Source organism: Streptomyces sp. NPDC031466 (assembly GCF_055581265.1).
On record NZ_JBVIJT010000012.1, the window covers coordinates 71,681 to 89,859 of the forward strand.

20 protein-coding genes and 1 pseudogene are annotated in these 18,179 nt (G+C 70.6%); 10 read left to right on the forward strand and 11 right to left on the reverse strand.

All coding sequences use genetic code 11. From position 1 onward, the window contains the following. Nucleotides 1–11: 11 nt before the first annotated feature. On the reverse strand, nt 12–416 hold the full coding sequence (locus ACZ5GP_RS28220) for a RidA family protein (RefSeq protein ID WP_468753501.1): 405 nt from the start codon (nt 414–416) through the stop codon (nt 12–14). Nucleotides 417–632: 216 nt separating this feature from the next. Between ACZ5GP_RS28220 and ACZ5GP_RS28225 the strand changes: the two genes are divergently transcribed. Together ACZ5GP_RS28225 and ACZ5GP_RS28230 are read left to right on the forward strand one after the other, a co-directional pair. Next, nucleotides 633–1,397 (forward strand): GNAT family N-acetyltransferase, encoded by a 765-nt coding sequence (locus ACZ5GP_RS28225; protein WP_468753502.1) that lies wholly within the window; start codon nt 633–635, stop codon nt 1,395–1,397. Continuing rightward, entirely contained in the window at nt 1,394–2,209 is an 816-nt protein-coding gene (locus tag ACZ5GP_RS28230; protein WP_468753503.1) for a lysophospholipid acyltransferase family protein, read from the forward strand. Before ACZ5GP_RS28225 ends, ACZ5GP_RS28230 begins: the two co-directional genes overlap by 4 nt. Here the strand turns inward: ACZ5GP_RS28230 and ACZ5GP_RS28235 are convergent. Further along, nucleotides 2,187–3,251, reverse strand: a complete 1,065-nt coding sequence (locus tag ACZ5GP_RS28235) for a chitinase (protein ID WP_468753710.1) — start codon at nt 3,249–3,251, stop codon at nt 2,187–2,189. The two genes, ACZ5GP_RS28230 and ACZ5GP_RS28235, sit on opposite strands and share 23 nt — an antisense overlap. Before the next feature lie 151 nt (nt 3,252–3,402). Continuing rightward, complete coding sequence (locus ACZ5GP_RS28240; protein WP_468753504.1) at nt 3,403–3,858, reverse strand: Lrp/AsnC family transcriptional regulator; 456 nt, start codon at nt 3,856–3,858, stop codon at nt 3,403–3,405. Between the two features lie 142 nt (nt 3,859–4,000). On the opposite strand from ACZ5GP_RS28240, the gene ACZ5GP_RS28245 reads away from it, so the two are divergent. Both ACZ5GP_RS28245 and aspA read left to right on the forward strand, forming a co-directional pair. Continuing rightward, nucleotides 4,001–5,020: an asparaginase gene (locus ACZ5GP_RS28245; protein WP_468753505.1), complete on the forward strand. Its 1,020-nt coding sequence runs from the start codon at nt 4,001–4,003 to the stop codon at nt 5,018–5,020. Between the two features lie 130 nt (nt 5,021–5,150). Further along, a complete protein-coding gene (gene aspA, locus ACZ5GP_RS28250) occupies nt 5,151–6,560 on the forward strand; it encodes an aspartate ammonia-lyase (protein WP_468753506.1) in 1,410 nt (469 codons plus the stop codon). Between the two features lie 51 nt (nt 6,561–6,611). On the opposite strand, the gene ACZ5GP_RS28255 is transcribed toward aspA, so the two are convergent. Next, nucleotides 6,612–7,295, reverse strand: a complete 684-nt coding sequence (locus tag ACZ5GP_RS28255) for an HAD family hydrolase (protein WP_468753711.1) — start codon at nt 7,293–7,295, stop codon at nt 6,612–6,614. 46 nt (nt 7,296–7,341) lie between these two features. Next, nucleotides 7,342–7,824, reverse strand: a complete 483-nt coding sequence (locus tag ACZ5GP_RS28260; protein ID WP_358585557.1) for an Lrp/AsnC family transcriptional regulator — start codon at nt 7,822–7,824, stop codon at nt 7,342–7,344. Nucleotides 7,825–8,923: 1,099 nt separating this feature from the next. Between ACZ5GP_RS28260 and ACZ5GP_RS28265 the strand changes: the two genes are divergently transcribed. Then, nucleotides 8,924–9,757, forward strand: a complete 834-nt coding sequence (locus tag ACZ5GP_RS28265) for a chymotrypsin family serine protease (protein WP_468753507.1) — start codon at nt 8,924–8,926, stop codon at nt 9,755–9,757. A 210-nt stretch (nt 9,758–9,967) separates the two neighbouring features. On the opposite strand, the gene ACZ5GP_RS28270 is transcribed toward ACZ5GP_RS28265, so the two are convergent. From ACZ5GP_RS28270 to ACZ5GP_RS28280, 3 genes are all read right to left on the reverse strand, one after another. After that, nucleotides 9,968–10,174, reverse strand: a complete 207-nt coding sequence (locus tag ACZ5GP_RS28270; protein ID WP_468753508.1) for a Tn3 family transposase — start codon at nt 10,172–10,174, stop codon at nt 9,968–9,970. Nucleotides 10,175–10,615: 441 nt separating this feature from the next. Next, nucleotides 10,616–11,494, reverse strand: coding sequence for a site-specific integrase (locus ACZ5GP_RS28275; protein ID WP_468753509.1), 879 nt, complete (start codon nt 11,492–11,494; stop codon nt 10,616–10,618). Nucleotides 11,495–11,556: 62 nt separating this feature from the next. Next, entirely contained in the window at nt 11,557–12,336 is a 780-nt protein-coding gene (locus ACZ5GP_RS28280) for a class I SAM-dependent methyltransferase (protein ID WP_468753510.1), read from the reverse strand. Between the two features lie 214 nt (nt 12,337–12,550). On the opposite strand from ACZ5GP_RS28280, the gene ACZ5GP_RS28285 reads away from it, so the two are divergent. Then, on the forward strand, nt 12,551–12,808 hold the full coding sequence (locus tag ACZ5GP_RS28285) for a hypothetical protein (RefSeq protein WP_468753511.1): 258 nt from the start codon (nt 12,551–12,553) through the stop codon (nt 12,806–12,808). 69 nt (nt 12,809–12,877) lie between these two features. Here ACZ5GP_RS28285 and ACZ5GP_RS28290 read toward each other — a convergent pair whose 3' ends face one another. Next, the gene (locus ACZ5GP_RS28290) at nt 12,878–14,236 is read right to left on the reverse strand and encodes an MFS transporter (protein ID WP_468753512.1); all 1,359 of its coding nucleotides are present in this window, start codon (nt 14,234–14,236) and stop codon (nt 12,878–12,880) included. A 72-nt stretch (nt 14,237–14,308) separates the two neighbouring features. Here ACZ5GP_RS28290 and ACZ5GP_RS28295 point away from each other — a divergent pair, with 72 nt between their 5' ends. Then, nucleotides 14,309–15,295 carry a GlxA family transcriptional regulator gene (locus ACZ5GP_RS28295; RefSeq protein ID WP_468753513.1) on the forward strand — a complete coding sequence of 329 codons (987 nt, stop codon included), beginning with the start codon at nt 14,309–14,311 and terminating at the stop codon, nt 15,293–15,295. Nucleotides 15,296–15,350: 55 nt separating this feature from the next. On the opposite strand, the gene ACZ5GP_RS28300 is transcribed toward ACZ5GP_RS28295, so the two are convergent. Beyond that, nucleotides 15,351–15,731 (reverse strand): GNAT family N-acetyltransferase, encoded by a 381-nt coding sequence (locus tag ACZ5GP_RS28300; RefSeq protein WP_468753514.1) that lies wholly within the window; start codon nt 15,729–15,731, stop codon nt 15,351–15,353. On the opposite strand from ACZ5GP_RS28300, the pseudogene ACZ5GP_RS28305 reads away from it, so the two are divergent. The 3 genes and pseudogenes from ACZ5GP_RS28305 to ACZ5GP_RS28315 all read left to right on the forward strand — a co-directional run. Beyond that, nucleotides 15,680–15,886, forward strand: a pseudogene (locus tag ACZ5GP_RS28305) (NF041680 family putative transposase); the annotation flags it as partial. The gene ACZ5GP_RS28300 and the pseudogene ACZ5GP_RS28305 sit on opposite strands and share 52 nt — an antisense overlap. A 38-nt stretch (nt 15,887–15,924) precedes the next feature. Further along, entirely contained in the window at nt 15,925–16,443 is a 519-nt protein-coding gene (locus tag ACZ5GP_RS28310) for a GNAT family N-acetyltransferase (RefSeq protein WP_468753515.1), read from the forward strand. Nucleotides 16,444–16,546: 103 nt separating this feature from the next. Then, complete coding sequence (locus tag ACZ5GP_RS28315) at nt 16,547–17,155, forward strand: SGNH/GDSL hydrolase family protein (RefSeq protein ID WP_468753516.1); 609 nt, start codon at nt 16,547–16,549, stop codon at nt 17,153–17,155. Here the strand turns inward: ACZ5GP_RS28315 and ACZ5GP_RS28320 are convergent. Continuing rightward, complete coding sequence (locus ACZ5GP_RS28320; protein ID WP_468753517.1) at nt 17,152–18,102, reverse strand: aldo/keto reductase; 951 nt, start codon at nt 18,100–18,102, stop codon at nt 17,152–17,154. The genes ACZ5GP_RS28315 and ACZ5GP_RS28320 overlap by 4 nt on opposite strands. Nucleotides 18,103–18,179: the final 77 nt, after the last annotated feature.

An 18,179-nucleotide genomic window follows, 5' to 3' on the forward strand; every position in this document is an offset into this window, starting at 1 on the left:
GGCGTCCGGCGCTACGGCCGTACCGCCACCGCGTCCACCTCGAACAGCATGCCGGGCAGGGCGAGTGCGGCCACGCCGCTCAGGGTCTGGGCCGGGAGGCGGTCGCCGAAGCGGGCGTGGAGCGCCTGGCCCAGGGGGGCGAGCTTGTCCGGGCCGTGGTCCACGATGTAGGTGCCGAGCCGGACCACGTGCTCGTATCCGAGGCCGACCGCCTCCAGTGCCGCCCGCAGCCGGTCCAGGGCCAGGTCGACCTGTGTGGCGAAGTCGCCGGGCACGGCGGCGCCCGTGGCGTCGGAGGCGTACTGGCCGGCGATGAACACGATCTCGCCGGGGGCCGATACGGCATGGCTGTAGCCGAACGGCTCCGGGTCGTGGAGGGAGGCCGGATTGGTGATCGTGCGCTGATCGCTGGTCATGTCGGCTGAAACGTCCCGGCGGGTCCCGCTCATTCCGCGAACGGGGCCCGGGCGTCCGGCGGCGTGCCGTTCTCGACGTGCGCCGGACGTGCGGGCGACGCGCGTCCGAAGCGTGCCGTTCAGTCCGCGCCGCCACCGTGCTGAACGTCCCCGAAGCCGAACGTCCCCGAACGCGCCCCGCGCCCCCCCTCGCACCGAACCGAGAACGGAAGTGTCATGCCCTCGACATCAGTCGTTTCGACGGCCGCCGGTTCCTACGTCACCGCCATCGCGGACACCACCGATCAGATCAGGGCCGCCCAGCGGCTGCGCCACCGCGTGTTCGGCGAGGAGCTGGGCGCGACGCTCGACACGCCCCTGCCCGGCCACGACATCGACGCCCACGACGACCTCGCCGACCACCTCGTCGTCAGCGACACCGCGACCGGCGACATCGTCGGCACCTACCGTCTGCTGCCGCCCGGCCGAACCGAACGGTCCTACTCCGACGGGGAGTTCGACCTGAGCGCCCTCGCCGGGCTGCGGTCCGCCACCGTCGAGGCGGGCCGCTCCTGCGTCCACCCCGACCACCGCTCGGGGGCCGTCATCAACCTCATGTGGTCCGCCCTCGCCCGCTACGTCCTGCTCGCGGGCCACCGGTACCTGGCGGGCTGCGCCTCCGTACCGCTCGCCGACGGCGGCCGGGCCGCCTCCAGTGCCTGGCTGCTGGGCGCCACCAAACACGCCGCGCCGCCCGAGCTGCGCGTCCGCCCCCGGCGCCCCTGGACCCCCACGGCGCCCGTGCCCGAGCGCCCCGCCCCCGCCGACCTGCCGCCGCTGCTGCGCGGCTACCTCCGCCTCGGCGCCTGGATCTGCGGGGCACCCGCCCACGACCCGGAGTTCGACGTCGCGGACTTCTTCGTCCTCCTGGACACGGAGCGGCTCAGCGCGCGATACCGCCGCTACTTCCTGGGCGAGGACGCCCCGGGCGGACCGCGGTGAACCCCGCCGGCCCCTGGGCGCTCGACCCCGGCTGCCCGGCGAGCTGCGCCACCGACCCGGTGACCCGTGTGCCGCGGATCGAACTGGCCCGCCGCTACGCCGCGTTGGCCGGCGTGCTCACCCGGGCCGCCGCGCGGGGCGAGCGGCTCGCCGCACCCCGGCTGCTGCGGGCCGAGGCGCGGGCGGTGCTCGGCGCACTCGGGGTGCGGCTGGAGACAGGGGGCGCGAGGTGCCTGAGCGCGCCGGACGGCACGGGTGTGGGCACCCTCGTCGTGGCCAACCACATCTCCTGGCTCGACGCCGTCGCCCTGCTCGCCGTGGAACCGGTGCGGGTCCTCGCCAAACGGGAGGTGGCCCGGTGGCCGGTGGTCGGCACGCTGGCCCGGCGCGCGGGGACACGGTTCATCGACAGGAGCGGCAGCCCGCGACAACTCCCGCAATTCGTCGAAGAGTTGGCGGGCGACCTCCGGGGTGGCGCGTCGGTGCTCGTCTTTCCCCAGGCGACGACGTGGTGTGCCGCGGCGGGCGGCCGCTTCCGGCGGGCCGCCTTCCAGGCCGCGGTCGACGCGGGCGCGCCCGTGCGGCCGGTGACGGTCGCCTACCGGCAGACCGGCGCGCCCACCGCGGCGGCCGCCTTCCTCGGCGAGGAGGACTTCACGACCTCGCTGCGCCGGGTGGCCGCCGCCCGCGGCCTGACCGTACGGATCACGGCGCACCCGCCGGTCCGGGGCGCGGACCGGCGGACACTGGCCGCCACCGCCAGGCGGGCGGTCACGTCACCGTTCCCGGTCACCGGCCGGCGGGCTGGGTGAGCCGCTTGACGTTGTCCCCGAACGTCCACCCCTTCGACCCGTCCCAGTTGATGGACCACGTCATCAGGCCCTTCAGTGCGCCGTTGTACCTGTTCCACGCCTGGGCCACCAGACTGGGCGACATGTGGCCGCCGCCCGCGCCGGGCTGGGCCGGCAGGCCGGGGACCTGTTTGTCGTAGGGCACCTTGATGGTGGTGCCCTGCACCACCAGGCCCTTGTCAAGACAGTCGGTCTGGGCGGTGAAGCCCTGGACGGTGCCCGCGGAGTAGGAGTCGCCGGAGCAGCCGTACATGCTGCCGTTGTAGTACTGCATGTTGAGCCACCACAGGCGGCCGTTGTCCGCGTACTTCTTGACGATCGGCAGGTACGCGCCCCAGATCGAGCCGTAGGTCACGCTGCCACCGGTGACGTACGCGGTTTCCGGGGCCATCGTCAGGCCGAAGTTCGCGGGCATGCGGGCGAGTACGCCGTCGATGATGCGGACGAGGTTGGCCTGCGAGGCGGAGAGCTGGTTGATGTTGCCGCTGCCCACGAGGCCGGTCTCGATGTCGATGTCGATGCCGTCGAAGTTGTACTTCTTCAGGATCGGCACGATCGTCTCGACGAAGCGGTCCGCGACCTTCGCGGAGCTGAGGTCGATGCCGGCCGCCGCGCCGCCGACGGACATCAGGATCGTGGCGCCGTCCGCCTTGGCCCGGCACATCTCGTCGGGTGTCGCGACCTTCACCGTCGAGTCCATCCCGTCCTCCCACAGGACCGTCCCGTCGGAGCGGATCACGGGGAAGGCGGCGTTGATCACGTTGTAGCCGTGCTGGCGGATGCGGGAGTCGGTGATGGGGGTCCAGCCGAAGGGCGGGTGCACGCCGTTGGCCGCGCCGTCCCAGTTCTCCCAGTAGCCCTGGAGGACCTTGCCGGTGGGTCTCGACTTGACCGCGCAGGTGTCCGCCCGGGGGGCGGCGGAGGGGGCCGCCGCGGCCGCCGGGAGCTGTGCGACACAGGCCAGCGCCAGGGCGGTCCCCAGCAGGCGTAACGTCCGACCGATCACGCTGTGCTCCTTGGGTGCGAGGGGGGAGGAGACGTGCGTGGTGCGAAGCGTCACGGTAGGAAGGACCGGACCCGCCGTCAATAGGTCTGTACCAAATAGGTCTGTACCAAGGAGGTCTGCACCCGAGGCGGCCGCCGCTGTCGGGGGGTCAGCCGTCCACGGGCAGGCCCTCGGGCTCCTTGATCCGCTTCATGATGATCTGTGAGTTGACCTCGGTGACCCCCGCGAGCGCCGTCAGCCGTTCGATCCACAGCCGCTCGTACGCCGCGAGGTCCGCGACGGCGATGCGCAGCAGGCACCCCGGGCTGCCGAACAGGCGGTACGCCTCGATCACGTCCGGGATCTCCTGGAGCGCCGCCTCGAACGCCTCGACCGTCGCGCGGTCCCGGCGCACCTCGATGGAGACCAGCACCTCGAAGCCCCGGCCCACCGCCTCGGGGTCGACGACCGCGCGATACCCCTGGATCACGCCGTCCAGCTCCAGCTGGCGCACCCGCCGCAGACAGGGGGACGCACTCAGGCCGACCCGCTGGGCCAGCTCCTGATTGGTCAACCGGCCATCGCTCTGAAGCTCGCGCAAAATATTGCGGTCGATCTCATCCATGGCGCAATTATCCACCACGCACATTACGTGGGACGCGGAGCTAGGCAAGCACATTGCGCGGTGTTCGATCTAACCTTGCGTGGAGGTCGCCCGCCGTTCGGAGGGTCGAAAAGTCCTCGTGACGCACGGGAGGTACGCAGAGGTGGAAGCGCAGGCGCGACGGGTCGTCGTCATCAGCACCGGCGGGACGATCGCCAGCCGCTGGCAGGGGACCGGCTTCGCCGCCGACGCCCCCGGCCGCGAGGTGCTCGCCTCGGCCTCCATACCCCACGGCATAGCCTCCGAGGTCATCGACCTGTTCAACGTGAACAGCCCGCGACTGACCTCCGCCCAGCAGCTCACCCTGCTGCGCACCGTGCACGAGGTGCTCGCCGACCCCGGCGTCGACGGCATCGTCGTCACCCACGGCACGGACACCCTGGAGGAGTCCGCCTTCCTGCTCGACCTGCACCACCACGACCCCCGCCCGGTCGTCTTCACCGGGGCCCAGAAGCCGCTCGGCGCCGAGGACGGCGACGGGCCCGGCAACCTCTACGACGCGCTGCTCACCGCCGCCACCGTGCGCGACCTCGGCGTCCTGGTCGTCTTCGACGGCAAGGTGCACGCCGCGCGCGGCACCGTCAAGACCCAGACCCTCGCCGCCGACGCCTTCGCGGACCCCTCGGGGCCGCGCGTCGGCAAGGTCGGCTTCGGCAAGGTGTCGATCACCCACCGCCCGCGGCGCCCCGAGCCGCTCCCGCTGCCCGCGACCGCCGACTCACTGCCCCGCATCGACATGGTCATGCACCACGTCGACGCCGACCCGCTGCTCCTGGAGACGGCGGTCGCGGCGGGCGCCCAGGGCATCGTGCTGGTCGCCACCGGGGCGGGCAACGCCACCCCGGAGTTCGTCACCGCCGTCGCGGACGCGGTGGCGCGGGGCGTGCTCGTCGCCCTCACCACCCGCGTCCCGTCCGGCCCCGTCACGGAGATCTACACCCACGGCGGAGCCGTCGACCTCTCGGCCGCCGGCGCCGTCCTCACCGGCACGCTGCGCGCCGGGCAGGCACGCAGCGCGGTCCTCGCGGCGCTGCTCGGCGCCACCGGCCCGCAGGAGCGGACGGCCGCCCTGCGGCGCGCCGTCGGGGAAGCGGCCGTCTCGGAGGAAGCCGCGGCCGCCTGAGCGTCCGTCTGAGCGTCCCGCCGGAGACCGTGTCCGGCCGCGGGCCGTCGTGACCGGCCGCGCAGTTCCTCGCGCCCCTGTCGGGGCGCCCAGCCCCACCGCGTACGACCCCCGGAAGAGACCAGCACCCATGACCGCCGCCCCCACCGCCCCCCTCCGCCGCGAACACGACCTGCTCGGCGACCGCGACGTCCCCGCCGACGCCTACTGGGGCATCCACTCCCTGCGCGCCACGGAGAACTTCCCCATCACGGGCATCCCCATCTCCGTCTACCCGCAGCTCATCGACGCGCTCGCCGCCGTCAAGGAAGCCGCCGCGCGCGCCAACGAGGAACTGGGGCTGCTCCCGAAGGCCAAGGCGGACGCGATCGTCGCCGCCTGCCGGGAGATCCGCACGGGCCGGCTGCACGACCAGTTCGTGGTCGACGTCATCCAGGGCGGCGCGGGCACCTCCACCAACATGAACGCCAACGAGGTCGTCGCCAACCGCGCCCTCGAACTCCTCGGCCACCCCAAGGGCGCCTACGAGCACCTGCACCCCAACGAGGACGTCAACCTCAGCCAGTCCACCAACGACGTCTACCCGACCGCCGTCAAGATCGCGACGATCAGCGCGGTGCACGGGCTGCTGCGCGCCATGGCACGCGTGCAGGACGCGTTCGCGGCGAAGGCCCTGGAGTTCCGCGACGTCCTGAAGATGGGGCGCACCCAGCTCCAGGACGCGGTGCCGATGACGCTCGGCCAGGAGTTCTCCGCGTACGCCGTGATGCTCGACGAGGACCGGATGCGCCTCGCCGAGGCCGTCGAGCTGATCCACGAGATCAACCTCGGCGCCACGGCCATCGGCACCGGCCTCAACGCCCCTCCCGGGTACGCCGAGACGGCGCGCCGCCACCTCGCCGACATCACCGGCATGCCGCTGGTGACCGCCGCCAACCTGGTCGAGGCCACCCAGGACTGCGGTGCCTTCGTGCACCTGTCCGGCGTCCTGAAGCGGATCGCCGTCAAGCTCTCCAAGAGCTGCAACGACCTGCGGCTGCTCTCCTCGGGGCCGCGCGCCGGGCTCAACGAGATCAACCTGCCGCCCGTGCAGGCCGGTTCGAGCATCATGCCGGGCAAGGTCAACCCGGTGATCCCCGAGGTGGTCAACCAGGTCGCCTTCGAGGTCATCGGCAACGACGTCACCATCACCATGGCCGCCGAGGCGGGCCAGCTCCAGCTCAACGCCTTCGAGCCGGTCATCCTGCACTCGCTCGCCAAGAGCATCACCTCGCTGCGCGCCGCCTGTACGACCCTCGCCGAGCGCTGTGTCGAGGGCATCACCGCCAACACCGAGGTGCTGCGGGCCTCGGTGGAGAACTCCATCGGCCTGGTCACCGCGCTCAATCCGCACATCGGCTACACGGCGGCCACGGAGATCGCGCGGGAGGCGCTCGCCACGGGGCGGGGCGTCGCCGAACTGGTGCTGGAGAAGGGGCTGTTGCCGCCGGAGCGGTTGGCCGAGCTGCTCACTCCCGAGCGGGTGGCCGGCGCCGCCTGAGCAGCGGGCCGCATGGGGCCGGGCCCGCGGCGCCCCGCATCCCTTGGGCGCTCAGCGCGCTGCCAATACGTCCAGTGCCGCCCGCGCCGTGAACTCGCCGTGGCCGCCGGGGAACAGCAGTTCCGCGTCCGCGAACGCCTCGTCGTCGGCATGGGCGGCGACGTAGGGGATCGCCACGCACCGCATGCCCGCCGCCCGTGCGGCCACCGCTCCGGGCGCGGCGTCCTCGAAGACCACGCAGTCCGCGGGTTCCGCGCCGAGCAGCGAGGCCGCCGCGAGGAACACGTCCGGCGCCGGCTTGCCGCGCGGCACCTCCTCCGCGGAGACGAGCACGGTCAGCCGGGCGTCCAGGCCGGTGCCCGCCAGGATCGCCTGGATGGCCGCGCGGGAGGACCCCGACGCCACGGCCATCGGCACACCCGCCTCGTGCAGCCGCTCGACGAGCACGCGCATCTGCGGGTAGACGTGCGTCTTCGCGCGCGCCAGCTCCAGGTAGCGGCGGTCGAGGTCGGCGATCAGCTCGGCCACCGAGGCCTCGATGCCGTACTCCCGCCGCCACGCGGCGAGCGTCTCGCGGGAGCTGATGCCGACGTAGCGCTCGTTGTCGGCCCAGGTGTACTCCCGGCCCGCGAACTGGGCGAGCAGGGCACGCGACGCCTCGTAATAGTTGGGCTCGCTGTCCACGAGCGTGCCGTCCAGATCGAAGATGACCGAGGTCCTGCCGAAGCTGCTCATGACGTCCAGCATGCCAAAGCCCCAGGTCGGGGCCATGGGGCAAGGTTCAGCGCGATCCGGCGGCCGCTCTGCCGACCGACTCGACCAGCGGGAGCAGCCGGTGCGGCACCCGCTCCCGCAGGGCCATCTCGGTGCGGGTGCGCACCACGCCGGGCAGCTTGATCAGCTGTTGGATGACGTCTTCCAGGTGGCCGTTGTCCCGCGCCGCGACCCGGGTCAGCAGATCGCCGCCGCCCGTGATCGAGTGCGCCTCGATGATCTCGGGTACGGCGGCCAACGCGTCGCCCACCTCGTCCAGATACCCCTGCGTGACCTCGATGTGCACGAAGGCGAGCACGGGGTGACCGAGGGCGGCGGGGGACAGGAAGGGGCCCGTACCGGTGATCACGCCGTCCCGCTCCAGGCGGTCCAGCCTCGCCTGGAGGGTGCCGCGCGCGATGCCGAGTACGCGCGCGTACTCGCGCAGGCTGGTGCGGGGCTGTTCGAGGAGCAGCCGCAGGATGCGGGTGTCGAGTTCGTCGACGGCCATGGTCGGAGGTTCTCCCGGGTGAGCGAGGCGGATCGCTGGTGACTGTAGCCGTGGCGAGGGCCGGGGCGAACTCCAGGCTCGACGGACCACTTGACGGGATTAGTGCCCGATGTCTCCCTTTTTAGGGATTCATACAAGAAGAGGACATTCCAGTAGAAAGATACAACTGTGGTGCTTTCGGGATGGGATCGCCGAGCACCACCGCGGTGTCCGCTGCCCCGTCGAACGGCTCTCGCCGGCCCCGCTCTCGTTGCCCATAGGACCGCCGCTGATCTCCGGACTCTGTCCACAGGGGAAGTTCCCCAGGCTGCCGGGATGATCGTTCGTGTCTGCCCGCCCGTGTCCGCGCACCGCCCTGCCGTGGCAGTGGGCCGATGAGCGTCATGGTGGCCCCGGCCGCCGTGATCCCGCGCCCTCGCGCAAAGTTCGCCGACGGGGCCTCGCGTCGTCGGCTGCGGTCGGTCCCGGCGCAGGCCGGGCCGGTCGTGCAGCTGGAGGTGGGCAACCCGCTCCAGTCGACGGAGGCGATGCGCTCCCGGCTGCTCGCCGCAGTGCGTGCCCTGGTGTCCGATCCCGTCCTGGACGGGGCGGGTGACCCGGCGCGCCTGGCGGCGGTGGTGCTGATGGCGAAGGAGCCGTTGCTCCCGGTCGTGTACGTCACGCGGCGAAGGTGGCGACGAACTACCGCGCGACGAACGCGGGAGTGGGGACGCACTTCGACGTGGGGGTGGATGTTCGCCGGCGAGCCCGCGCCGACTAGGCTCGCCCGCCGAAGCGCGAAGCCACCCGCCTTCCCCCTCGCTGCGGTCGACGACCCGACACTGCCGGAGGTCCTGGCCGAGCTGGCGGCAGCGCGGGCGGATGAGATGGACGCCGGCACTCCAGTACCCGCCTGGCGGCGGCCAAAGTTCCAGGCCACCGTATGGGCGGGAATGCGCCAGTGCCGCCCAAAGCGGCACCGAACTCAGGTGCGTCGTACGAGCATTCCCCTGCTGGCCGGGCCGACCGGCCGGGACCCGCAACCGAGGGCTTCTCGCCTCCAGACAGACAGGAATCGTGCATGTTCCGACTCAGACGCCTGCGTGTCCTCTCCGCGTCCGTGGCTGCCTTCGCCGCCATCGCCACGCCAGGCGCCGGCGCCGGAATCGCCCAGGCGCAGGATGGGACCAAGGCGGTCAAGCGCGTCCACAACGCCATGCAGATAGCCGATCCGTCCAATCCCGACGCCTTCTGCACGATCGGCGCGGTGGGCACGGACGACTACGGGCGCAAGGTGGCCATCTCGGCGGGCCACTGCGGGGGCGGTCCGATCGCCGATCGCGAGATCCACGACAACAGCTACCCCGTCTACGACCGAAAGGACTTCGCATTCGGCCCGATCGGGTACGTACGTTACTTCAAGAGCCCCGAAGGCTCGGCGACGGGACACCCGACCAAGGACTACATGATCATTGAACTGGTCCCGGAGGTCACGCCCTCATCGCAGGGGCCGTCCCTGAAACAGACCGGGCAGCTGGAGGTCCCCGGCGGACAGCCCAGCCCGAACGCCATGAGCCCCGCACGCGCCGACGAGCGTCTGCTGGGCGCCGGCCTCCTCGACAACAACGAGCTTGTGGTCTCTGGCCAGTTGGGCGTCTGGTACGGCCGTGTCACGAACAACTCGAACGGCATCTACCAGTCCTTCGCGCATCACGATGCCGGAGACTCCGGTGGCCCTGCCATCTGGCACGTGCCGGGCACCGCCTACCCGTCCGAGGCCAACGGCTTTCACGCGCAAGGGCCCTGGGCCGGCATCACCAAGGCGCGCGTTCTCCACTTCCCGTTCTACGTCTACACCAGCTCGGCCAACATCCTCGCCGACCTGCGAGCCCGCGACGCCGCCGACCCCGCCGACGTCTACGGCGCAGGCTTCGAGGTCACCACCAACCCCTGACCCCACCAACGCGGCAGGTCGCCGGCTCGCCGCCCCAGCCGGTGAACAGTGCGCTCAAATCTCCGGCGCCGCGGCGAACCGGCTGGTCACTGCCACGCCTACCTCGTCCTCCGGGTCACCCGCCCCGAGGCCGGCCACGAAGAACGTCCGACGCTTCGGGCGCTGCTTCGCCTGTACCGCCAGCGCTCACACAAGGAGGCTCGCAGTCGGTCAGGCGGCCTGGGCGAGGCCGGCGACGATCAGGCCCTGCTCGCGCAGCTGTGTGAAGTCGACGTCGAGCTCCGGGTCGTACGCGTCGGGCGGGATGCCGAGTTCATGCGTGCTGTACTCGCCGAACCGATTGATGTGCTCGGTCAGGTACGGCGAGATGTGCGCCAGGTCCTCCGGGTCGATCTCCCATCCCTCCCCGACGATCATTTACGTGACCCGTCACAGAAGTTGCGTCAGAAGTCATTCTCGTGAACAGAGCCAACACCGGCGTAAGGGGACCCAACCCACCCAGTGATGGGGGTGGCATCTGTCTGACCCCGCTGCTGCGTGTCCTGAGCCGACTCAGCCGCACAGTGCCGCGCACCTACCCCGAGGCGGCGCAGGCCGTCATCAAATTCGTCGCCGCCTCCGTGACCGCCGGATACGCCCAGCACCCCCACCTCGAGCTTCCGGTGCCGGGGGCCCATTTCGCCGACAGCCTTGAGCCAGAGAAGCAGCGACTTGGCCGACGAGGTCGGCTCCTGGCTGTGCGCCGTCGTCGAGGACGGCCCTCGGCGCTGGTGTTGGCGTGGTGACACCAGTGATCACCATGGAGGGCATAGGGGTGGACCGGTGCGTCCGAGTAGTTCTCCGTGGCGAGTCGATCCTTCAGCGGGCCGCGTCGCGATCGGTGGTGTCGGCGGGTGTCACCGTACGAGGGACGCCCGGCCTTCGCCGCCGTGGACATTGATTGCACCGCCGCAACCACATCGCTGCTCCAGGGTGCGAAGCTGGGGGGGGCGATGCCGAGGGCCCGCTCGACACGCTCGGCCTCGCCCGCAGCCTGACGTGGTCGGGGTTGCCCGCGCGGGAGGACTCGGTGACCAGTCCGCGGCGCGGGTTGTGTCCGGTGAGCCGGACGTCCAGCTTGGCGCGGATACCGAGGCGCTCGAGGATGTCGCCGACGGTCCCGGCTCGATGCCGGAGTTCAGCACGGTGGGCCGGCGGTTGTGCAGGGCCCGGTAGGTGAGGGAGTCCGGATCGGCGTCCGGGTCCAGCTCGGCGCGCCAGCGGTGCCAGGGGCGGACGGGGCAGAGGTGGGCGCGGGAGCCGAACGGCACGGCGACCTTGCGGGGTTTTCACCTTGGAGACGCGGATGTCGACCAGGAGGCCGCGGCCTTCGGGGTCCTCGGTGATGTCCCGCAGCCGCAGCCAGGCCAGTTCGTGTTCGCGGCTGGCGACGGCGAAGTGCAGCGTCAGCAGGGACAGGTTGCGCATGCCGCAGCGGTTGCGGGGCAGGGTGGCGGCGACCTTCTTCATGCGCCGCATGAGCAGGGCGGCGGCGGGCCCGTGGCCGCGGGTTTCCCCGTCCTTCTGCATCTGCTTGACCTTGGCCTTGAACACGGCGCGGGTCTCTTCGGCGATGTCCTCGGCGAGCTGCATCTTGTACTGGCGCCGCGCGGTGACGTCGACGCCGGACAGGCGGCGGGCGATGGTGGTGGGGGCGAGCAGGGTTCCGGGGCGGCGGCCGGGCTGGCGCCAGACCATTCGCTGAGGAACCCGCCAAGGCTGGCTGAAACCTATTTTCCCACGCGACGAGGTGGAGTCGTCTACTCACCGGCGCGGGCCACGAGCAGCGGCTGGAAAAAGCCCGTCTCTTGCGGCATCCGCCACTCGGGGTCGGCAAACCCGGCTCCGTCTGCGAGGCCGGCCAGCCGGTCTCCGCCGAGTGCCCAGTAAGTAGTGCGGCGGACCTGGACGCGCCATTCTCCGCCTGCCGGAAGGAGTTGGAAGTGCTCCAGGTCGTAGTGCTCGCCGTCGTGCCAGTGCCAGTGCCAGAGCTGGAAGCTGACGGTTCGTTCTTCGCCATCGACGCGGTCAGCGTTCCTGTGGACTTGTGGAGGCGTGGAAGCCGGGTGGTCGTGCAGCACCTCGTCATAGTGGCGTGTGCTGACCAGCAGCAGGCCGTCGGGACGCAGCACGCGGCGCATCTCGACCAGCGCGGCGTGCACATCCTGCTCTGTCAGCAGGTGAGGCAGTGAGTTGTCGGCGCAGACGACCGTGTCGAACCGGCCGTCAGGAAAGGGGAGGCGTCGCATATCGGCGGCGGCCGTGTGCAGGCTCAGGTTCCGGCTGGCGGCCTCACGGGCAGCGCGGGCGGCGGCGCGGGGGCTGAGGTCGGTTCCGGTGACCTGGTGTCCGCGCAGCGCCAGGCCGATGGCCTGCGTGCCGATGCCGCAGGAACAGTCGAGGACGGCAGCGCGCTCTTGGCCGATCAGGGCGTCCAGGGCGCCCCCTTGCCGACGGATGCTCGCGTCCCAGTCCGGATAGATCAGGTGGTAGTCATCAGCCAGTCCGTCGTAGAAGTGCGCCACCGATGTCTCGGGCATGGCCCGAGGTTACGTGCCTGGTTCCCCGAGGTGCCGGTCATCCCCGTGATCGGCACGAACGCCCTCACTGATGGCAGCATCGTCATATCTGCGAGGGGCGCGGCAGCGAGTTCCGCGAACAAGGACCTTTTCTACGGCAAGGACGGCGACCTGGCCGGTGTGGACAAGGAGTCTCAGGAGGTCAGCATGCTCGCGCTACACCTGCTCCAGTCCGTTGGTTCACGTCAACACGCTGCTGATGCGGGAGGTCCTGGCTGATCCGAAGTGGGCGGACGGGCTGACCGATGCAGACCCGCGGGCGCTGCCGCCGCTGTTCTGGACGCACGAGAATCCGTACAGCCGCTTCGAGCAGGACATGAACAGCCGCCTCGATGTGAACTTGTCTATCCGGGCGACGGTGCCCAGGCCGCACATCCCGAGCAGCGGGGCAGACGTCGTCCGGCCTGATATTTGGGCTCCGGGCCTGGCCTGAGACATGGTGAAGACCATGGTGTCCGAGACGCTGAAGCGTCTCGGACACCATGCGTGAGGGGCGGCGAGGTTACCGGGACGACTGTGTCTCACGGACCGGGGTGGCAGGGGTCTGGTCGTGGGTGGTGGAGGTCGTGCGGATGAGGAGGGAGACCAGTGCGGCGCCAGCGCAGGTGGCGCCGAGGGCCGGCCAGACCGGGGCGTAGCTGCCGAAGGTGTCGCGTGCGACGCCGCCGAGGAGGGCGGCCAGGGCGGCGCCGATCTGGTGGGCCGCGTTGACCCAGCCGAAGACGATGGCGCTGTCGTCGCCGTAGAAGGTTCGGCACAGGGCAAGGACGGGTGGCACGGTGGCGAGGTCAAGGAGGCCGAAGGCGACGACGAAGACCATCATGGCCGGGTTGACGGTGGCGGCCATCATCAGGGGAAGCAGTACGAGAAGGAGGCCGCGCAGCGTGAAGTAGAGGGCGAGTAGGCGTCGGGCGTCTATGCGGTCTGTGAGCCAGCCGGAGGCGACAGTGCCCACCACGTTGAAGATGCCGATGAGGGCGAGCAGGGTCGACGCGGTGGTGACGGCCATGCCGTGGTCGTGGGCTGCCGGGGTGAAGTGCGTCCACATGATCCCGTTGGTGGTTGCTCCGCAGACCGCGAAGGCGCTCGCGAGCAGCCAGAAGGGCGTGGTGCGTAGGGAGTCGCGGAGCACGGCGAGGGTGCGACGGGCCGCGCCCGTGACAGGTGGCGGCTTGGGAACGAACTCATCGCTTCCGTAGGGGCTTTGGCCGGTGTCGGCGGGGTGGTCGCGCAGGATCAGCCATACGAGAGGGGCTACGGCCAGCGCGGCGAGCGCAAGGGTGACCAGGGCGGGGCGCCAGTCGTAGTGGTCGATGGTCCATGAGAGGGCGGGCAGGAACACCATCTGCCCGAAGACGCTGCCCGAGGAGAGGATGCCGGTGACCAGGCCCCGCCGGGTGGTGAACCAGCGGTTGGTGACGGTGGCTCCGAATGCCATGGCCATGGAGCCGGTGCCGAGTCCGACGAGGAGCCCCCAGAAGAGGGTGAAGTGCCAGGAGGCGTTCATCACCGTGGTGAGCAGAGAGCCGGCCGCAACCGTGGTCAGGGCTGCGACCACCACGCGGCGGATACCGAAGCGGTCCATGAGGGCGGCGGCGAATGGGGCGGTGAGTCCGTACAGGACCATGTTCACCGAGGAGGCGACGCCGATGGTGCCGCGCGACCAGTGGAACTCCTGCTGAAGAGGCTTCTGGAGGATGCCGGGCATCGTGGAGAAGGCTCCGGCGACGACGATGGCCAGGGTCGCCACGGCGGCCACCCACCAGGCGCGACAACCCGTAGCGCCGCGCCGTGGATCTGCCGGTGAACGGTCAGCAGGGTCTTGAGGCTGTCGGAGGTGTCGGGTGGTCGTTTCTTCCATGTGTTCCATCCTTGGTGGGCAGGGCGACCCGCGACCACTGGCCAGATGGCCGCAAAGTGAAAGCATCTGGCCATGGCTGAGACAAGTGAGAGAGCGCCGCATCGGGTGGTTGCCCTGGTGCGTCCGGGGCTGCTGCCGATGGAGCTGGGCATCGTCCACCGGCTGTTTGGAACGGCCGTCGGAGCCGACGGCCGGCCGCTGTATTCGGTGGTGACCTGTGCGCCGGAGCCTGGTGAGCTGACCACCGACGCGGACTTCACGGTGAACGTCGCCCATGGGCCGCAGGCACTGGAGAACGCTGACACGGTGCTCGTGCCCGCTGCCGCCGAGGACTATGAACCGCAGGAGCGGGGGCGGTTGGCGCAACCGGTGCGCCAGGCGCTGGCCCGCATCCCGGCTGGGGCTCGGGTGGCTTCGATCTGTACCGGGTCGTTCGTGCTGGCGGCTGCTGGGATGCTGGCGGGGCGGCGGGTGACGACACACTGGAAGTCATGTGACGAGCTGCGGACCTTGTACCCGGAGGTGGACGTGGATCCCGATGTGCTGTACACGGATGATCAGGGTGTGCTCACGTCCGCAGGAGTCGCCGCCGGTATCGATCTGTGTCTGCACATGATCCGGAGCGACCACGGGGCTGAGGTGGCCAACACCGTCGCGCGGCGCACCGTGGTACCGCCGCACCGGGAGGGCGGGCAGGCGCAGTACATCGAGCAGCCGGTGCCCGAACCCGGCACCAGTTCGACGGCCGCCGCCCGCGCCTACGCCCTCGGTCACCTGGGGGAGCCGCTGGCATTGGAGGATCTGGCCCGGGAGGCCTCGATGAGTGTGCGGACACTGAGCCGGCGCTTCCTGCTGGAGACGGGAGTGACACCGATCCGCTGGATCACGGAGCAGCGGTTGCAGCACGCGCGGCGCCTCCTGGAACGGACCGATGAGCCGGTGGACCAGATCGCATCGGAGGCCGGTTTCGGCACGGGGACTGCGATGCGTCAGCACTTCCGGGAGGCGCTCGGGGTGTCGCCGCGCGCGTACCGCAACACGTTCCGAGGAACGAACTGAGCGATACGCGCGCGGCGCCCTCAACGGACAGGGGCGGTCTCGTCGGACATGCTCCTCAGGGTGTCAGCGGGGCGAGGGGCCCGATCCGGTAGAGCACTTCGTCGTGGTGCTCGCCGGGGAAAAGATCGCTGGGGAAGAGGATTTGGGTGTGCACGTCAGCGCTGTACCGCTTCGCGACCTTCTTCAGGAGCATGATGATGGCCTTGTTGTCGGCGGAGACTGTGGCCTCGATGAAGCGGGCGCCCTGCTCCACGGCGCGGTCGGCGGCCCGTTCAAAGAGCTTTACGCCGAGGAATGGGATGCCGTGGCAGGGCTTGGTGGCTGCCTGCCACACCAGACAGGTGTCGGGTTCGTCAGGGCGGAAGTAGCCGGTGAGGAAGGCGACGACGTCGTCCTCGACGGTGGCCACGAGGGATGTCGCGGCGAAGTCCTGCACCGAAACCCACCACTCCCGGGCCCGGCCGCCCGCCCGGCTCCAAGAACCGCCGGTCGGCGCCACGCCACGACGTGGGACGCGTCCTGGCCGCAGGCAAGGCTCACACTCGCCCCACCCACCACAAGAAGGGCACCAAGCCTCGCCGAACGCAATAGACGAGCAGCCCAACGCATCGTGCTGCCACGATGCACCCATGGATCTCGAGAACCCCGACAGACTGGTGATACGCCACGCGGATGCCTCGGACTGGCCCGCATTGGCCGGCATCGACTCCATCGCGGCATCGGGCGACGATGCGCGGCGCGCGAGTATCCGACACTGGTGCGAACAAGGCTCGGTCCTCCTGGCCGAGGACGCATCCGGCCCCTTGGGCTACAGCGTCCTGGAATACACCTTCTTCGAGCAAGGCTTCATCACCATGCTGACGGTCGCGCCCACCGCCCGCCGACAAGGCGTGGGCGCACGTCTCCTCAAGGCCACCGAGGCCGCGTGCACCAGCCCGAAGCTGTTCACCTCGACCAACGTCTCCAACCACCCCATGCAACTGCTACTGCAGCGCGTCGGCTGGAGCCCGGTCGGCCTGCTCCACGGCCTGGACGAAGGCGATCCCGAACTCTTCTACCTCTGCCCAGGCGCCCCACCACGCGGCCTGGTCGAGGCCGAAGGGCGACAAGCTCAGGTGTCACGGCATGTTGGCGTGATGAGGCGGTAGAGCGCCACGTTGTGCGAACGATCTTGACCGGGCACCATGTCGTACCGCCGGGACACCGTGCTCATCAGGGATGCGCGGAGACCGGACCCGGAAGGAACAGCGCATGATCCGGCTGGCCGATTCACCCATGACCTGGGTGGCGACCGGAGACAGCATCACCCAGGGGGTGCTGCACACGCACGGCGCCCGCGGCTGGGTGGAGCATCTGCACGAGCGCGTCCGGTGGCAGTTGAACCGCCTCACGGACGTCGTCATCAACACCGGCGTCTCCGCGTGGACGGCCACCGATCTGCTCGCGGCGTACGACCTGCTCGTCGGCCGCCACGAGCCCGACGTGCTGTCGGTGTCGTTCGGCACCAACGACTGTCTGGAGGGCGAGGCCGGACTGCCTCGGTTCCATGACGCGGTGCGGGGCATCATCGAGCGGACGCGGCCTGCGACCCAGCTCGTCCTGCACACACCGGTACTGGTCAGCGCCTCAGGCTCGGACCGGCGCGCGGCGCTCCCCGCGTACTGCCAGGCGGTACGGGAGATCGCCGCGGACACCGGCGCGCTGCTCGTCGACCACGAGGCGTACTGGCGGGAGCACCACGGCTCGGACGACCCGATCGCCTGGCTCGACGACCCGGCCCACCCCAACGCGGTCGGCCACCGCCACATGGCCGACCACGCCCTGCGCGTCATGGGGCTCGGCGAGATGGACCCTCTCTAGCGCGGCGCGGCCGCTCGTGTCTCGTCCAGGCGGGCGCGCTGCTCCTCGGTCAGCTCCAGGTCGAGCGCCTCGAGTGCCTCGTCGAGCTGGTCGAGGCGGCTGACGCCGACCAGCGGGATGACGGCGGGCGAGCTCTGCAGCATCCAGGCGTAGACGACCTGGCCGGGCGTGGCCCCGGTCTCCGCCGCGATCTTCGCGAGGGCCTTCAGGGCAGGCTCGGTGCCGTCGTGCCGGTACTCGGCCGGGACGGGCTTGCTGCCCGCGTAGGCGCCGTTCAGCAGCGCGCTGTAGGCGAGCACGGTGAGATCGGGCTGCGTGGCGGCGTACGCGAGCGTCGGCTCGTCCAGGGCCACTTGGTAGTCGAAGTCCGCGTCGGGCGCCGGCGTCAGATAGGTGTGCCGTTGCTGGAGCGCGGTGAACGCGGGCAGGTTCTGCCGTTTCGCGAGTTCCCGGGCCCGGGCGAGCCGTGTCCCGTTCTGGTTGCTCATGCCGACCTGGCCCACCAGGCCTTCGGCGACGAGCGCGGCGTACGCGCCGACGGTCTCCTCCAAGGGGGTCGACGGGTCGTCGATGTGCCCGTACAGGAGGTCGATCCGGTCGGTGCCGAGCCGTCGCAGGCTGCCGTGGACGGCGTGCCGCAGGGCCTTCTCGGACAAGCCTTCGCGGTTGGCGGGCCAGGTCCCCTCGCCGGCGGGCAGTGCGCCGGTCTTGGTGGCCACGATCACCTCCTCCCGGATGCCGCGAGTGGCCAGCCAGCGGCCGAGGAGCCGCTCGCTGTCGCCGCCGTCGCTTCCCTCGCGCCAGAAGCAGTAACAGTTCGCGGTGTCGATGAACGTGCCGCCCTTCTCGACGAACCGGTCGAGCAGCGCGAAGGACATGTCCTCGTCGACCACCGTGCCGAACGGCAGTGTGCCCAGGCACAGCGCAGAGACCCGTTGAGAACCCATGGTGTGATGACGCACGCGATACCCCCTCCTCAAGCCCACGAGCAGCCGCCGTCGCTCGGCGGTGATCGGATCCTGGC

Excerpts from the sequence above, each read along its gene's own strand:
- ACZ5GP_RS28220 (WP_468753501.1), bottom strand. The coding sequence starts at position 416 with ATGACCAGCGATCAGCGCACGATCACCAATCCGGCCTCCCTCCACGAC.
- ACZ5GP_RS28225 (WP_468753502.1), top strand. The coding sequence starts at position 633 with ATGCCCTCGACATCAGTCGTTTCGACGGCCGCCGGTTCCTACGTCACC.
- ACZ5GP_RS28240 (WP_468753504.1), bottom strand. The coding sequence starts at position 3,858 with ATGGATGAGATCGACCGCAATATTTTGCGCGAGCTTCAGAGCGATGGC.
- aspA (WP_468753506.1), top strand. The coding sequence starts at position 5,151 with ATGACCGCCGCCCCCACCGCCCCCCTCCGCCGCGAACACGACCTGCTC.
- ACZ5GP_RS28255 (WP_468753711.1), bottom strand. The coding sequence starts at position 7,295 with ATGAGCAGCTTCGGCAGGACCTCGGTCATCTTCGATCTGGACGGCACG.
- ACZ5GP_RS28260 (WP_358585557.1), bottom strand. The coding sequence starts at position 7,824 with ATGGCCGTCGACGAACTCGACACCCGCATCCTGCGGCTGCTCCTCGAA.
- ACZ5GP_RS28270 (WP_468753508.1), bottom strand. The coding sequence starts at position 10,174 with ATGATCGTCGGGGAGGGATGGGAGATCGACCCGGAGGACCTGGCGCAC.
- ACZ5GP_RS28275 (WP_468753509.1), bottom strand. The coding sequence starts at position 11,494 with ATGGTCTGGCGCCAGCCCGGCCGCCGCCCCGGAACCCTGCTCGCCCCC.
- ACZ5GP_RS28280 (WP_468753510.1), bottom strand. The coding sequence starts at position 12,336 with ATGCCCGAGACATCGGTGGCGCACTTCTACGACGGACTGGCTGATGAC.
- ACZ5GP_RS28290 (WP_468753512.1), bottom strand. The coding sequence starts at position 14,236 with ATGGAAGAAACGACCACCCGACACCTCCGACAGCCTCAAGACCCTGCT.
- ACZ5GP_RS28295 (WP_468753513.1), top strand. The coding sequence starts at position 14,309 with ATGGCTGAGACAAGTGAGAGAGCGCCGCATCGGGTGGTTGCCCTGGTG.
- ACZ5GP_RS28310 (WP_468753515.1), top strand. The coding sequence starts at position 15,925 with ATGGATCTCGAGAACCCCGACAGACTGGTGATACGCCACGCGGATGCC.
- ACZ5GP_RS28315 (WP_468753516.1), top strand. The coding sequence starts at position 16,547 with ATGATCCGGCTGGCCGATTCACCCATGACCTGGGTGGCGACCGGAGAC.
- ACZ5GP_RS28320 (WP_468753517.1), bottom strand. The coding sequence starts at position 18,102 with ATGGGTTCTCAACGGGTCTCTGCGCTGTGCCTGGGCACACTGCCGTTC.